Source organism: Vibrio sp. JPW-9-11-11 (assembly GCF_013369335.1).
In the GTDB taxonomy this organism is placed as follows: Bacteria; Pseudomonadota; Gammaproteobacteria; order Enterobacterales; family Vibrionaceae; genus Vibrio.
Window position 1 is genome coordinate 1 of the sequence record NZ_SZQJ01000036.1, and the last position, 13,839, is coordinate 13,839.

Genomic DNA, 13,839 nt, shown 5'->3' on the forward strand with positions numbered 1-13,839 from the left:
ATGGGAACGAGGCACTAATGAAAACACCAATGGCTTGATACGACAATACTTACCAAAACGAACTTCTATGTCACACGTGACACAGAAGCTCTGCAATGAAATTGCACACAAATTAAATACGCGCCCACGCAAAAGACTTGGGTATAGAATACCATTGGAGTATATTCATGCGCATCTGTAGAAAGTGTCGCACTTCAAACTTGATACTAAGTTTTGTACACTACGATGTCAGCATTTTCTAGTTGATATCTTTGTAACAACACCATTGCCCTTTCAGAAACTAAGAGTAGCCCATCATTTGTTACGCTAAAATCGTCTTTACCGATGGTTCCGGATACTTGGAGCCACGAAAAACGAGGTAAAGTACACTCTGGATACAGTTCTTCAAATACGTCAGAAGTAGATATTTCAGCCACTTCCAGATTGTATCCTGACAACTGCGATGAACTTAAGGCCGTTGCTAAACGTTCAGTGACTAAAAAGCATGGAAATGAAGTCAATAAATCATCACCTAGCCACCCATCAAACTGAAAATGTAGCTTTTCTATTATCGGTGGATGCAAATCGAAATTTGCCAAAGTATTTTCACCCAAACTCCCAGGAACTTCTGGTTCGATCAAATATTGACTCACTTTATTCTCCCAAAGAAAGCTAACGCCCTGTTAAGGTGTGAGCAACGCAATACCGAAGCTCCCGCATACCACCTTAATCACTTAAACCAACGCATGGTGAAAATGCCACGCGTTGCGAATCACTCTTAAACAGTTTGTTATGTGAACTGTTTTCACATGCGATGGTACACATACTCTAGATCTTCAAGGTAGTCTTCATCTACATCGTTCTCATCCCATACCCAACGTTCCTTAGAGACAAGTGAAAATATCTTATAATGAGGGGCTTGAGCAATGGGACAGCAGTAAACGGATTTAAATTGCCTACCTGTCTTAATTTTGTAGCTAAGCAAACGATCATCAATGAAATTAAATTGATCAGCTGTAATATCAATTAAGAGGTTATCAACTTCGACCCACCAATGACCAACTGTACCACTCCGTTTTTTAGACACACCAAATACTAAACAAGGTGATTTATACCCTTTTCTATTCAAGTGGTAACACAGCAACATCGAGGCGTGCTTACAAGCATCAATTGGAAATTCAGAATTGAAGTAACCTAGCGCTTCCTCTGCAAGCAACTCCAATCGTTGCCTGATCCAAGTAACGTCTTGTTCAAGATTCTTCATATTACCTCGGTTCACATAACGCCCAATTAAGTAGCCCGAAACGCCCTGGCTCACCTTCCGCATAGCAGCGTAAACACTAAACCCGACGCAAACCAAAAGTGCCACGCGTTGAGGGTCTGCTTGAATTGTTTGTTATGTTTTACCACAAATGACTGATTTATTTGGCAAAGAACTGCTTTGTTGAGCACGTTTCAAGAAGTCAGTCACACGCCCAAACTCACTTGGCCGGCAGATGCACGAAACACCAAGCGCGTAAATCCACTTCCCTGCCCAATGAGGCAACCCGACTTAGCTTCAACAAGCGCCCTCTCTTTCCAGCCAAAGCGCAGTACAATGGCAAATTGCCGAGGTAACTGCCAAGCCAATATGCTGATTGGCAAATACGCTCAAAGCGACTTAGAGCCAGTGAAATTTGAAACCAACCGCCACGACCTGCAAATGAAGCAACCCACGAATATTGGCATGTTTTAATGGCTGAGAGATTCAAGAATTTAGGCCGACAATGCGGATTTGCTGAGACAACTCCGACGAACTGCCAAAGGGGCAAAGAACAGAGATCGAAGAATTTTTAAGCCTTTGAAATACAAGTAAACATAACGCCGCATTAAGGTGTGAGCTGCGCTTGGCTATACTTGAGCGAAGCGAAAGCGCCAAGCGTTGCGAATCACTCTTAAATGCTTTGTTATGCAAATTTTCTTACTTGCAGAAAGTCTCAATATACAGTGCTTCGACCTTGTCTCTAGCCCACTGAGTGCGACGCAAGAACTTAAGCGAAGACTTGATAGATGGGTTGTTGTAAAAGCAGTTGATCTGGATTTCCGCGTCCAAGCCTTCCCAACCATAATGTTCCTGTAGACGGACAAGAATTTTCTCTAGCGTCAAACCATGTAGTGGGTTGTTTGGTTGCTCTTGGTTCATTTGGGGGATTCCTGAAATACTTAAAGTCAGCCTAAGTCTACCAGATTAGCAGTAGGAACTTAGTAGTTTTACCCACGTTTATCGCTGTCTGTCTGAACAATCAGAAACGAACAGAAATGAGCTATAGAGTTAAATTACCCTCATTTGCATAACGCCGCATTAAGGTGTGAGCGGCGCTTGGCTATACTTGAGCGAAGCGAAACTGCCAAGCGTTGCGAATCACTCTTAAATGCTTTGTTATATGCGTGCTATTTAGTTTTCGCTAAAGCAAAGTCATTTAACTCAGACACTGTTTTGATTATGTAGACTTTTTTAGTACTCGAGTATTCCATTAGCTTAGATAAGAATTCATCGTTCCAGAATTTAGGGCATAACTTGAGTGTCTTATAGCTATTCAATGTACCTTTCAATATTGAGCTCCCTTCAGGCCAACCCTCAGGCTTGATAAAGAGCCCTTTCAAGCAGCGTTTAGTTACAAACCAGTAGCTAATAGAGTAAGGGAGATCAATGTATACGAGGGTATCAGCTGCCGCTAAACGCTCGTTAAAGGAACTAATAGGACCAAAACCATCAATAATCCACGATTCTGAACTCAAAATATCGTTATGTGCGGCATCAAATACCTCTCGTGCTACGAACTCACCATTTGGCTTATAAACAATTGAGTCTAGTTGATAAAGCGGGAGCTCATTCGATAACGCTAAAGCTTTGCTTACTGTGGATTTTCCGCTACCGGGCTTTCCAAAAACGGCTACCTTTTTCATTTGAATCCTCCAAGATACTGATTCCTAAAAGGTAGAAATAGAAACCCCACCTTCTAGGGCGGGGTTGATTTGTTCAAAACATACAAAAATCCCACCATTCCTAAGGAATGATGCTAATTCGGTTGTTAAGATGCATTGGATTAAATTTCATACAGCTACTCTTATACAGATGCGTTTGGTTGTCAATTTTTCTTTGTGTAACGGAGAATCCTTCGCAAAAGCATATAACGCCGCATTAAGGTGTGAGCAACGCTACCACGAACCTAAACCATTGCGCCGAAAACACGAAACCCAACCTTGAACTAAAAATGCCAAGCGTTGGGAATCACCCTTAAATGCTTTGTTATGTTTAGCTTTTTACTTGCTCGATTACTTCACCTTCCGGACTTAACTTTTTATAACCAGAAGAAGCTGAGAAAGATTTAGGTGTAGACATATGATGCCAAGCTTCATACAAAGCAACAACGTTACCATCTTGGTCTTTTTCGACAAAAGAGTAGTCATCGTCATCTCGCATATGACGTGAATTGTTTGAGTAGTTGGTAAGCTCCAAAGTATTTTCGCTAGGAATACCAAACACCTTGCGATACTCGTTAGCACGATCAGTGTTCCATTGTTCAGAGCCAATAACATATTTTGGATCAATTGCCATACTGCACCTTTTAACATTTTATATTTATCACGAGTCTGCAATTTTGCTCCTGAAACTACCTTTATGCAACAAGTCTCTAGCTATACATAACGCCGCGTTAAGGGGTGAACAACGCCACCACCCAACCTAAACCATTGTGCCATAACCACAAAAGCTAAACTTTGAACCAAAACTGCCAAGCGTTGAGAATCCCTCTTAAACGCTTTGTTATGTGTTTTTTGAAATCTGCGAAAGTGTAAATTTTTTTAAGTCTTCGCAATCATCAGTATCGATACCAAAACGCCTATATATGCCAGCATATTGTTCCCAACTCATAACCTTCTTTTCGAACTCTTCCATACCACGCGCAAAGTCAAATATGTTATCAATTAATACTTGAATATGAGCTAAGCTATAAACGCAAGATTTATAGTAAGAATAGTTTGAGCCAGTCTCTGAGGGCATTGACTGCATTCTTGAGTGATGAATTTGTAATAACATCAAAATATTTGCCAAGTAGCTCGCCACTTCTGGCTGTGCGTGTCGAATACAATCTTGAAATACAGCCACATGAAAGTCTGGGTATGGGGTTACGGTGGAAGTCAACTTATCTCTTCGCAGCTTTCTCGAACGCCCTCTTTCATATGACTCCACAACAATTTTACTGCTTTCCTCACAATACTCGCAAAGCTCGCTTAGGGCTTTCGGTAATAGCGCTTTAGAAGCAATAAACTCTCGTTCAGTTTGTTTATTTGCGTTGTATCTTGATATGTTGAAAGCTATTACGCTAGAAGCAAATGCTAAAACGCCGACGTTTAGAGCCTGCCATGTATACCAAACAGAATGAACATGCTCCCAATTGAAATTTGAAGTTACAAATGGATACACGAGCATTGAGAATAGATACAGAATAAACGCCAATAAACAAATTTTATTTGCAATTTTTAACATCAAGTCTAAGTCAATTTTTCTCATTAACGTAAATCTACCTCGTTACACATAACGCTAACTATACAACCCAAAGTCGCTATAGTCCGGACTAAGCTCACTTCGACGCAATCTTGGGTTGGATCGAATATTATCACATAACCATATGAAACATATATCAAACTGGTATTAGGCTATGGGTTGTAGCCTGCAACTAGATTGCAAAGTGTCGACTAATTCTTGCAACCGCCTCAAGCATGATTAACTGTCTATATATACAGAGTAAAATAGTTAGGTAACAGGTGAAAAATCAGTTTATTTTAAGTGTACGCGAACACATGCGAGCCCGCCACTACGCGACAAAAACGATAGATGCTTATATCAATTGGATCGTACGTTTTATTAGTTATCACAACAACCAGCATCCTGCGAAACTCGACGAGACTCACGTAGAGGCCTTTCTAACTCATTTGGCTATTAATGATAGAGTTGCTGCAAAAACGCAGGCGTTGGCGCTTAATGCTGTTAACTTTGTCTACCGAGAATATCTTCGCACGCCACTGAACAACGAGATGAAGTTTCAGAAATCTCTGCTAGATCGTAAGCTACCGGTTGTCTTGACCAAAGATGAAATGCGCCGGTTTGTCACTCATATCGATCCAAAGTACAAGCTGCACATTATGTTGCTCTATGGATCAGGTTTAAGGGTAATGGAAGCGGTGAGGCTTCGCGTGCACGATATAGATTATCACTATTATGCGGTACGAATCTGGCAGGGCAAAGGAGGGAAAAACCGAACGGTCACATTAGCAAAAGAGCTAATTCCACTTCTAAAAGAACAACAGAGTATAGCACTACGCTATTTCAAAAAGGATATTAATACTGCTGGCTACGGAGGGGTTTGGCTCAATGAATCGCTCCAACGCAAATATCGAGGATGTGAGTTTGAATTTAATTGGCACTATTTATTTCCATCGACCAAGTTATCAACCGACCCTGAATCTGGGTTACTACGTCGGCATCATATCAATGAGGTCGCTCTGCAGCGTGCTGTAAAAAAAGCAGCTAGAGATGCAAATATCGATAAGAATGTCACCTGTCACACCTTAAGGCACAGCTTCGCAACACACTTGTTGGAGTCGGGTGCAGATATCCGAACGGTTCAAGAGCAGTTAGGCCACAGTGACGTTCGCACAACACAAATCTATACGCACGTTATAGACCGAGGAGCGAACGGCGTACTCAGTCCATTGTCGAACTTATAAGCATTCTGAGGAGTTTGGCGATTAAAATCTACCTAGATGACAAACGTAAAAAAGGGAAGCCTAAGCTTCCCTTTTCGTAATCCTAATCACTGACTCTTATTAAAGAGCAGCTTTCGCTTTTTCAACTAGAACCGCGAATGCAGCTTTGTCGAATACCGCGATGTCAGCAAGGATCTTACGGTCGATCTCGATAGATGCTTTCTTAAGACCGTTGATGAAACGGCTGTAAGATAGACCATTTTGACGAGATGCCGCGTTGATACGTGCAATCCATAGTTGACGGAATTGACGCTTCTTGTTGCGACGGTCACGGTAAGCGTATTGACCAGCTTTAGTAACTGCTTGGAAAGCTACGCGGTAAACACGTGAACGCGCACCGTAGTAACCTTTAGCTTGTTTTAGAACTTTCTTATGACGTGCACGAGCTTGTACACCACGTTTTACGCGAGGCATTATGCTTCTCCTAAACTAAACGATTGATAAACTAAAAAGAATTAAGCGTATGGCAACATACGAACAACTGCAGCCACTTCACACTTAGGAAGGATTGCATTTGGACGAAGCTGACGCTTGTTCTTAGTAGTACGCTTAGTCAGGATGTGACGTTTAGTAGCGTGCTTGTACTTAATACCACCAGCAGTTTTCTTAAAACGCTTAGCAGCACCTTTGTTGGTTTTCATCTTAGGCATGATGAATAACTCCGCATTGTTGAGTTGTTTATAACAATAGTAATTAGGGCGAACAAAACTCAGCCACCTTACGGCAGCTGAGTTCTATTACTTGCAAAGCCGTTAATTACTTCTTTTTAGGGGCAAGTACCATGATCATCTGACGACCTTCAATACGACTTGGGAAAGACTCGACGACCGCGAGATCGACAGTGTCTTCTTTCAAGCGTTTGAGAACGTCAACACCGATGTCTTGGTGTGCCATTTCTCGGCCACGGAAGCGAATTGTTACCTTCACTTTGTTGCCTTCTTCAAGGAAACGCGTCAGGTTGCGTAGTTTTACCTGATAGTCTCCGATATCAGTTCCAGGACGGAATTTAACTTCCTTAATCTGAATCTGTTTTTGCTTCTTCTTCTGCTCTTTAGCAGCCTTGCTCTTCTCAAAGAGGAATTTACCGTAGTCCATTACACGACATACAGGTGGCTCAGCATTTGGACTGATTTCTACTAGGTCCATACCTGCTTCTTCAGCTGCTGCTACTGCTTCTTGGATCGATACAACACCAACTGATTCACCGTCTGCGCCTGTTAAACGAACTTCACGAACGCCACGAATTTCACCGTTTAAACGATGAGCATTTTGTTTGGCCGGTTGTTGGCCGCGTCTTCCGCCTTTAATAGCTTATTCCTCCAGATTGAGCTTACGGCTTGAGATCTCGTCTTGGATGTATGCAATAAAGTCATCCACTTTAAACTTACCGAGATCCTTACCTTTACGAGTCCGTACTGCGATTTCACCGGCTTCCATCTCTTGGTCACCACAAACAAGCATATACGGTACACGCTTCAAAGTATGTTCGCGGATTTTAAAGCCAATCTTCTCATTTCTCAAGTCTGCTTTAGCTCTAATTCCACATTTTTGTAGTTTTTGTGCCACTTCCTGAACATAATCTGACTGTTTATCAGTAATGTTCATGATCACTGCCTGCTCTGGCGATAACCAAGTCGGGAAGAAGCCGTAGTACTCTTCAATCAGAATACCGATGAAACGTTCAAGCGAACCAAGAATCGCGCGGTGGATCATCACCGGCACCTGGCGCTCGTTGTTTTCATCTACGTAAGTCGCACCTAGACGGCCTGGCAGGTTAAAGTCTAGCTGAACCGTGCCACATTGCCATGCACGATCTAGACAGTCGTGTAGAGTGAACTCGATCTTAGGCCCATAAAATGCACCCTCGCCTTCTTGAATCTCGTACGGGATTTCCATCGATTCAAGCGATTGTTTTAGCGCTTCTTCAGACTGATCCCAAATCTCATCTGAACCCACACGTTTTTCAGGGCGCGTCGACAATTTCACTACGATATTTTCAAAACCAAAGGTTTGGTACGTATCGTACACCATCTTAATACAGCTAGTGACTTCGTCTTGGATTTGACTCTCTGTACAGAAGATATGTGCATCATCCTGAGTGAAGCCACGAACACGCATAATACCGTGCAGCGCGCCTGATGGTTCGTTACGGTGACATGAACCAAACTCTGCCATACGAAGTGGTAAGTCGCGGTACGATTTCAGACCTTGGTTGAAAATCTGAACGTGGCCGGGACAGTTCATTGGCTTAAGCGCGTAGTCACGGTTTTCAGAAGAAGTGGTAAACATCGCTTCTGCGTATTTGTCCCAGTGACCAGAACGTTCCCATAGAACGCGGTCCATGATAAGTGGACCTTTCACTTCCTGGTAACCGTACTCTGTGAGTTTTTCGCGAACGAACACTTCCAGATCACGGAAGATAGACCAACCATTATGATGCCAGAACACCATGCCCGGCGCTTCTTGCTGCATGTGGAACAGGTCTAGCTGCTTACCAATTTTACGGTGGTCACGCTTCGCCGCTTCTTCTAAGCGAGTTAGGTGCGCTTTAAGTGCTTTTTTGTCGTGGAATGCCGTGCCGTAGATACGTTGCAGCATCTTGTTGTCACTGTTACCACGCCAGTAAGCACCCGCGACGTTAAGTAGCGTGAAGTGCTGACAGAAACCCATATGTGGGACGTGTGGACCACGACACATATCGATGTATTCTTCGTGATGGTAAAGACCCGGGCGATCGTCGCGAGCAACGTTCTCATCTAGGATTTCCATCTTGTATGTTTCACCGCGAGCTTCAAATGCATCGCGTGCTTCCTGCCAGCTGACCTTTTTCTTGATCACTTGGTACTTAGTTTTCGCCAGCTCTTTCATACGCTTTTCAATCTTCTCGAGATCTTCTTGCGTGAGTGAGTGCTCTAGGTCGATATCGTAGTAGAAACCGTTGTCGATGGTAGGACCAATCGCCATTTTTGCTTCTGGGAAAAGCTGCTTGATCGCATGGCCGAGCAGGTGAGCACAAGAGTGGCGAACGATTTCTAAGCCATCAACTTCATCTTTGACTGTGATGATTTCAAGGCTGGCGTCTTGCTCAATGAGATCGCACGCATCAACGCGTACACCATCAACGCGACCTGCGATGGTTGCTTTTGCAAGACCAGGACCGATTGATTGAGCGACTTCAAGAGTAGAAACTGGGTTGTCAAATTGACGCTGACTGCCGTCAGGAAGAGTAATAATAGGCATTTAACTGTCCTTTACAGTGGTGTTGCACACCAAGCAACACGTGTATGTAAATCGTGCCTTTAACTTTAAACAAAACAATGTGTTAAAGGCGAGAACTCGGATCCTTTTATATGCAAATACGGATGCACAACTCAGGAACAAGCGGCTATTGTAACGGATTAAGATGAAATAACAATCAATGTCACAGATATGAAGTGAAAAAGTCGATTAGTTGACCAATCGAGCAGCAGCGACCCACTGATTGAGCACTCTACGCGACTGCTCGCTCACTTCACTCGCTCGCATCCCTATCAATCCTTGGTCGCGCGCTAACTCATCAGCAGCGCAGCTATGAAGGTAAACTCCAACTATCGCCGCATGAGCGTAACTTAACCCTTGAGCCAGCAATGCCCCAATGATGCCGGTGAGCACATCCCCGATCCCCCCAGAAGCCATGCCAGGATTGCCCGCTGGGCAAACATACATCTGCTTTCCATCAAATACCAAACTTCCTGCCCCTTTCAGTACTACCACTCCCCCGTATTGACGTTGAAGTGCAACAATAGCAGCAAAGCGGTCAGACTCGATTTGTGCGACAGAACATCCCAACAGCCTCGCCGCTTCACCGGGATGAGGTGTGATGACTCGCTTATCGTCATGACTTGGATTTTTAGCCAATAGATTGAGCCCATCCGCGTCGACTACTTTCGCTAAATCCCTTGTAATACAGGTATGAAACAGTTGCTGTGCCCACTCATCTGTGCCGAGCCCTGGGCCAAAAGCAAGCACCTGCGCCCAATCCAGACCTTCAACCAACGCTTGCTGCTCCGCGCATGCTTGAGTCATTACCTCAGGCGTACTCACCTGCAAAGGTAAAATCGAACTGGAATGACAGAGCGCGCGAACCAAACCCGCACCGGTGTTGACCGCGGCACCTGCGCACAAACGAATCGCGCCTGCATAACCCTGGTTGCCTCCGAGACACAACAATCGCCCATGCATACCTTTATGCGCAGCAGCATAACGAATAGGTAGCCAGGGCCGAACCAAGGCTGAATCAATCACCACAGCGGAGGGGGATTGGGTTTGCTCGAACTCAGATTCGACGCCAAGCCCAGAATAGTGAAGTTGGCCTGTGTAGCCTCGCGCCTGCCCTGTCATCAGGCCTTGTTTAACACCGATAAAGGTTAGGGTATGCGCCGCCTCTATGGCAGCACCGAGTACTTTGCCTGTGTTGCTGCATAATCCAGACGGTATATCGACAGCAAGGACAGGGGCTGACAACTGGTTGACCTGATCAACCACCGACCTAAGCGGCTCTTTGACCTCACCCGTTAGACCTGTTCCTAACAACGCATCAATGATCACATCACACGTGACTTGCGACCAATCGAGTTCGGATAACGAATGGATTTGGCCGCCTGAGGCTAACCAGTCGTCTTTGGCCTTTAGGGCGTCTCCTTGAAGCTGATCGGGCTGATCATGCAAGGCAACCGTTACCTTGAGTCGGTCTTGCTTGGCGAGCCTGGCAATGACGAACCCATCGCCACCGTTGTTGCCTTTGCCACACAATACTAATAGGTTTTTTGCCTGCGGGAACTGGCGACGAACAAGGTTATAGCTCGCCTCTCCTGCGGCCAACATTAGCTGATACATCTCTATACCGGCCAAGCGCGCCGCTTCTTGTTCTCCTTGTTTAACCTGCTGAGCGGTATACAGACAAGTGGGAAGTGTGTTGTTCATAAGCAACCGTGAGTAATAAGCTGTACTGACAAGCATAAACAACAACGCCAAGTGATTCCTTGGCGTGGGTGGCATTTCTTAGGCAGGCTTTCGCGACACTAAGGCTTCAGCGGTCGCATCCTGAATCGACAAAAACATCGAACGGATCTCTCCGGTCGGCGTCCGCATTGGGTTTAAGGTGATATTTTGGTACATGAATTCGGCTTGTTGAGTGACAGGACGAACATTACGGCACTTAAACAAGTATGGTCGCTGCTGCCAAGTGATAAAACTGCGACACCCCAAGTCATAGACTGGCTTAGTTTTTAGTTTGAACCAATCGGTCGGGATCTCTGGAAACAGTTCAAACAATGATTTACCTATCGCATCGTGTGCTTGAACCCCACTATGATGAGTCATGAAACCGTTCCAGACTTGCACCTTATACTCTCGGTCGAGTACAACCAGCCCCAAGTCGACATTTTGCACCATATCCACCATCCAGTGGAACTGTTCAAATTCTGCAGGAAGATTGAGCATTAAAAGTCCTCCATCAGATACGCGAGTTTATTATCTAGTAGCGGCAAAGATTCATCGACGAACATAAACAGTAAATCACAACGAATCGACGTGCCGTCAATGTTGTAACTCACCTCAAACGTCATCGTTTTCTTAAACGCACCTGTGGTCGATTTAATCACGGAATCAATTGAAATATGCTGCCCAAGTAGCACTGGCGAGCTTTGGAAAAAACGTACTTCTGCCTGTTCCCCTAGCCCGTTCAAAAACGAGCCGACCAAAATATTCGACACGTCCATGAGCAATTCGAGCTCTTCTAGCTCTTCGCTGTCGGCAGGTACCTTCATCAATTTTTTGAGGTCGGAAACACTGGAGTCACTGAGAAGAACCAGAGCTTCACCTGCAATTCCTTCGCCACTGAACCCCTGACAGACACCGGAAACTTGGTCATTTTCAGCCAAATCACGCAGAGCCATATGCAACTCACTCACCTCAAAAATATTGACGTTAGGCAGTGGAAGATGGACAAAAACATCAAAATGGCGAGCCAAAGCATCTGCAGCTCGACCTATCGAGACGTTCGCCACTTCCATATAGACATCGCGTCGCTTTAAAATTGGCAGTTCAATGCTAGTTGGGGTGACAATACGCGGTTGGGTGACGGGCTCGACGAGCTGTTTGAGAACAGTGTTGAGTGCCTCTTTATCTATAGGTTTCTGAATAAACGCCTTCGCGCCAAGATCCATTACCCTTTGTTTGGCTTTAGGCTGGATATCCCCCGACACCACGACCACCGAGATATCGATGGCTTTTTCTTGGATAGCCTCAAGCGTACCGAAACCATCGAGCTCAGGCATGGTTAAATCGAGGAACATCAATTTAAAAGATTGATTCGCTAATTGCTCCAAGGCATCGAGCCCATGCACAGCAAACGTAATGTCGGCATTGAGTGATGCGGGCAATGAACGCGCCATCTGCTTTCTCGCTAAAGCGGAGTCATCGCATATAAGAACGGGAAATGACATGCGTACACCTACTCCTCTCTGTTACTGATTGATCCATGAGGCAGAAACGCAAATAACCAAATAGATGAAGTCATTGTAATTTCGGCTGCTCTTATCAATGTAGCAGATCGGGCCGGGCCTGAAAGTATTGACGCAGGAAATAACCGTCTGCAGCGTTCGAGTGAGCAAAAAACACTCAAACGGAGAAACATAGACACAAAAAAGCCCTCTTTGCTTAGAGGGCTTCGTCCATTGATGGGCTGAAAGTTTAACCGGCCATACGCAGCAGCGATTTGCCAATTAGCCACTCGAGTTCTTTACTGCTCGCTTGACCAAATTTCGCTTCGGTCATCGCATACAAACGTTCGACCCCATTGCGAGCAAACTCATGAGTACTTTGCGATGTGACAATATGGTGGAATAGCAGACGCAAAATTGCGATGAACTCTTTATTATCGAGCGCGGCAAGCCAACTGGCCGAAAAATCACTCACATCGTGTTCAAAATCGACGTGCTCGACAAACATCTTAAAAATACGTCCGTCTAACGCAGCAGTGAAGTCGGTCTTTTTGGGAAAGTGGTGGCTGATCCCAGTTCGTGAAATCCCCGTTTGTTGGCTAAGTGTTGTATATGACATCTTGTCATAACCGAGACGCAAAAGTTGGTCAACAACCGCATCCATGATTTTCTGTATCGTGATTTCGGTATCTTCTTTACTACGCTTTGGCATGTGCAGGCTCTTCTCTCTGTCAATCTGTGTGCCCATACTGGGCTAAAATAAAGCGACGCCTTACCGGGCATGATCAATGATTACAACGTGAATGAACACCGACTTACCACCGTAGTGCAGCAGACCAAGCGCCGATTCAATATCGCGAAAATGAACCAAGTCCGTGCTAACAAATCAATTCAATGTTTCATTAGCGTTACAAGGCATATTGTTTTTATATATTTAATTTTTGAGCCATCGATGATGTAATAATTTTTTGACTCTTACAACGAATAGAACAGCGTTCTGACTCAAAAGTTACGGCTAATTTCGTCAATTGTTGATACAAATCACAGTTAAATAACTCTCATTCGCATTAATTTGCTTAATTAGCATTCACTTGTTAACAACCTTATCAATTAGACGTATTTTTGGCACTCAGGGATATAGCTAGATCAACCTGGCGTTCCTCGATAGAATAGCCCCATTATTTGTAAGAGGATAAATGAGATGAACACCGAACAAGAGCAAGTATGTGAAGCGTGCGGCTGCGCAGGTGAAATGGGCTTTATTATCAAAGAAGGCGATGATGTCGCTGAAGTGACCATTTTCGCTCAAGGTAAAGCGCTACTTGAATCTGAGCTGGCTAAATATGTCGAGCTAGCCAAGCAGGTGTGTGCCAATGTTGAGTATGAAACCAGCCCAATTGAAGACAACTCTGAACAACTCACGGCTCGTTTTCAATTTGAAGTCAGTGCAGAAAAACTTATCTTCGAGCTAAAAACCCGCTCTCTCGCTCGCTAGGCTGAAACAATAAACAAAGGAAACGGGCGTTTGTGCCCGTTTTTTTTATCTCGTCGTTTAATAGAGTTGACCTAA

General features: G+C 44.5%; 18 protein-coding genes. 4 read left to right on the plus strand and 14 right to left on the minus strand.

What is annotated here, in order from left to right; translation table 11 throughout:
* Positions 1–181 (plus strand): IS30 family transposase (locus FCU94_RS15900; protein WP_161782028.1); only part of this gene is annotated, 181 nt, incomplete at its 5' end.
* A 25-nt stretch (positions 182–206) separates the two neighbouring features.
* On the opposite strand, the gene FCU94_RS15905 is transcribed toward FCU94_RS15900, so the two are convergent.
* Together FCU94_RS15905 and FCU94_RS15910 are read right to left on the minus strand one after the other, a co-directional pair.
* Entirely contained in the window at positions 207–632 is a 426-nt protein-coding gene (locus FCU94_RS15905; protein WP_176289461.1) for a hypothetical protein, read from the minus strand.
* A gap of 152 nt (positions 633–784) precedes the next feature.
* A complete protein-coding gene (locus FCU94_RS15910) occupies positions 785–1,243 on the minus strand; it encodes a lasso peptide biosynthesis protein (protein WP_021822656.1) in 459 nt (152 codons plus the stop codon).
* A gap of 333 nt (positions 1,244–1,576) precedes the next feature.
* Between FCU94_RS15910 and FCU94_RS15915 the strand changes: the two genes are divergently transcribed.
* A complete protein-coding gene (locus tag FCU94_RS15915; RefSeq protein WP_176289462.1) occupies positions 1,577–1,714 on the plus strand; it encodes a hypothetical protein in 138 nt (45 codons plus the stop codon).
* A gap of 225 nt (positions 1,715–1,939) precedes the next feature.
* Here the strand turns inward: FCU94_RS15915 and FCU94_RS15920 are convergent, their stop codons facing one another.
* The 4 genes from FCU94_RS15920 to FCU94_RS15935 form a co-directional block, all read right to left on the minus strand.
* A complete protein-coding gene (locus FCU94_RS15920) occupies positions 1,940–2,161 on the minus strand; it encodes a VF530 family DNA-binding protein (RefSeq protein ID WP_176289463.1) in 222 nt (73 codons plus the stop codon).
* A 248-nt stretch (positions 2,162–2,409) separates the two neighbouring features.
* Complete coding sequence (locus tag FCU94_RS15925) at positions 2,410–2,925, minus strand: adenylate kinase (RefSeq protein ID WP_176289464.1); 516 nt, start codon at positions 2,923–2,925, stop codon at positions 2,410–2,412.
* A gap of 349 nt (positions 2,926–3,274) precedes the next feature.
* Positions 3,275–3,577 carry a hypothetical protein gene (locus FCU94_RS15930; RefSeq protein WP_040122766.1) on the minus strand — a complete coding sequence of 101 codons (303 nt, stop codon included), beginning with the start codon at positions 3,575–3,577 and terminating at the stop codon, positions 3,275–3,277.
* A 207-nt stretch (positions 3,578–3,784) separates the two neighbouring features.
* Positions 3,785–4,531: a hypothetical protein gene (locus tag FCU94_RS15935; protein ID WP_029831590.1), complete on the minus strand. Its 747-nt coding sequence runs from the start codon at positions 4,529–4,531 to the stop codon at positions 3,785–3,787.
* 254 nt (positions 4,532–4,785) lie between these two features.
* Here FCU94_RS15935 and FCU94_RS15940 point away from each other — a divergent pair, with 254 nt between their 5' ends.
* Positions 4,786–5,748, plus strand: a complete 963-nt coding sequence (locus FCU94_RS15940) for an integron integrase (protein ID WP_176289465.1) — start codon at positions 4,786–4,788, stop codon at positions 5,746–5,748.
* A gap of 99 nt (positions 5,749–5,847) precedes the next feature.
* On the opposite strand, the gene rplT is transcribed toward FCU94_RS15940, so the two are convergent.
* The 8 genes from rplT to FCU94_RS15980 all read right to left on the minus strand — a co-directional run bounded on the left by rplT (position 5,848) and on the right by FCU94_RS15980 (position 12,981).
* Positions 5,848–6,201, minus strand: a complete 354-nt coding sequence (gene rplT, locus FCU94_RS15945) for a 50S ribosomal protein L20 (RefSeq protein WP_004401084.1) — start codon at positions 6,199–6,201, stop codon at positions 5,848–5,850.
* A 41-nt stretch (positions 6,202–6,242) separates the two neighbouring features.
* A complete protein-coding gene (gene rpmI / locus FCU94_RS15950; protein WP_176289466.1) occupies positions 6,243–6,437 on the minus strand; it encodes a 50S ribosomal protein L35 in 195 nt (64 codons plus the stop codon).
* 106 nt (positions 6,438–6,543) lie between these two features.
* A complete protein-coding gene (infC, locus tag FCU94_RS15955) occupies positions 6,544–7,095 on the minus strand; it encodes a translation initiation factor IF-3 (RefSeq protein ID WP_176290063.1) in 552 nt (183 codons plus the stop codon).
* Between the two features lie 3 nt (positions 7,096–7,098).
* Positions 7,099–9,027, minus strand: coding sequence for a threonine--tRNA ligase (gene thrS, locus FCU94_RS15960; RefSeq protein WP_176289467.1), 1,929 nt, complete (start codon positions 9,025–9,027; stop codon positions 7,099–7,101).
* A 207-nt stretch (positions 9,028–9,234) separates the two neighbouring features.
* Positions 9,235–10,749: an NAD(P)H-hydrate dehydratase gene (locus tag FCU94_RS15965; RefSeq protein WP_176289468.1), complete on the minus strand. Its 1,515-nt coding sequence runs from the start codon at positions 10,747–10,749 to the stop codon at positions 9,235–9,237.
* A 78-nt stretch (positions 10,750–10,827) separates the two neighbouring features.
* Positions 10,828–11,268 (minus strand): PAS domain-containing protein, encoded by a 441-nt coding sequence (locus FCU94_RS15970; RefSeq protein WP_176289469.1) that lies wholly within the window; start codon positions 11,266–11,268, stop codon positions 10,828–10,830.
* A complete protein-coding gene (locus tag FCU94_RS15975; protein WP_176289470.1) occupies positions 11,268–12,272 on the minus strand; it encodes a response regulator in 1,005 nt (334 codons plus the stop codon). Before FCU94_RS15975 ends, FCU94_RS15970 begins: the two co-directional genes overlap by 1 nt.
* A 247-nt stretch (positions 12,273–12,519) precedes the next feature.
* Positions 12,520–12,981: a TetR/AcrR family transcriptional regulator gene (locus tag FCU94_RS15980; protein ID WP_176289471.1), complete on the minus strand. Its 462-nt coding sequence runs from the start codon at positions 12,979–12,981 to the stop codon at positions 12,520–12,522.
* Positions 12,982–13,470: 489 nt separating this feature from the next.
* Between FCU94_RS15980 and FCU94_RS15985 the strand changes: the two genes are divergently transcribed.
* On the plus strand, positions 13,471–13,764 hold the full coding sequence (locus tag FCU94_RS15985) for a YfcZ/YiiS family protein (protein WP_176289472.1): 294 nt from the start codon (positions 13,471–13,473) through the stop codon (positions 13,762–13,764).
* The last annotated feature ends 75 nt before the right edge of the window (positions 13,765–13,839 follow it).

What these genes read in the sequence shown, in the direction of transcription:
- FCU94_RS15910 (WP_021822656.1), bottom strand. Translation starts at nt 1,243, where the DNA reads ATGAAGAATCTTGAACAAGACGTTACTTGGATCAGGCAACGATTGGAG.
- FCU94_RS15980 (WP_176289471.1), bottom strand. Translation starts at nt 12,981, where the DNA reads ATGCCAAAGCGTAGTAAAGAAGATACCGAAATCACGATACAGAAAATC.
- thrS (WP_176289467.1), bottom strand. Translation starts at nt 9,027, where the DNA reads ATGCCTATTATTACTCTTCCTGACGGCAGTCAGCGTCAATTTGACAAC.
- FCU94_RS15930 (WP_040122766.1), bottom strand. Translation starts at nt 3,577, where the DNA reads ATGGCAATTGATCCAAAATATGTTATTGGCTCTGAACAATGGAACACT.
- FCU94_RS15965 (WP_176289468.1), bottom strand. Translation starts at nt 10,749, where the DNA reads ATGAACAACACACTTCCCACTTGTCTGTATACCGCTCAGCAGGTTAAA.
- FCU94_RS15935 (WP_029831590.1), bottom strand. Translation starts at nt 4,531, where the DNA reads ATGAGAAAAATTGACTTAGACTTGATGTTAAAAATTGCAAATAAAATT.
- FCU94_RS15925 (WP_176289464.1), bottom strand. Translation starts at nt 2,925, where the DNA reads ATGAAAAAGGTAGCCGTTTTTGGAAAGCCCGGTAGCGGAAAATCCACA.
- FCU94_RS15970 (WP_176289469.1), bottom strand. Translation starts at nt 11,268, where the DNA reads ATGCTCAATCTTCCTGCAGAATTTGAACAGTTCCACTGGATGGTGGAT.
- rpmI (WP_176289466.1), bottom strand. Translation starts at nt 6,437, where the DNA reads ATGCCTAAGATGAAAACCAACAAAGGTGCTGCTAAGCGTTTTAAGAAA.
- FCU94_RS15915 (WP_176289462.1), top strand. Translation starts at nt 1,577, where the DNA reads ATGGCAAATTGCCGAGGTAACTGCCAAGCCAATATGCTGATTGGCAAA.
- FCU94_RS15975 (WP_176289470.1), bottom strand. Translation starts at nt 12,272, where the DNA reads ATGTCATTTCCCGTTCTTATATGCGATGACTCCGCTTTAGCGAGAAAG.
- FCU94_RS15920 (WP_176289463.1), bottom strand. Translation starts at nt 2,161, where the DNA reads ATGAACCAAGAGCAACCAAACAACCCACTACATGGTTTGACGCTAGAG.
- FCU94_RS15985 (WP_176289472.1), top strand. Translation starts at nt 13,471, where the DNA reads ATGAACACCGAACAAGAGCAAGTATGTGAAGCGTGCGGCTGCGCAGGT.
- rplT (WP_004401084.1), bottom strand. Translation starts at nt 6,201, where the DNA reads ATGCCTCGCGTAAAACGTGGTGTACAAGCTCGTGCACGTCATAAGAAA.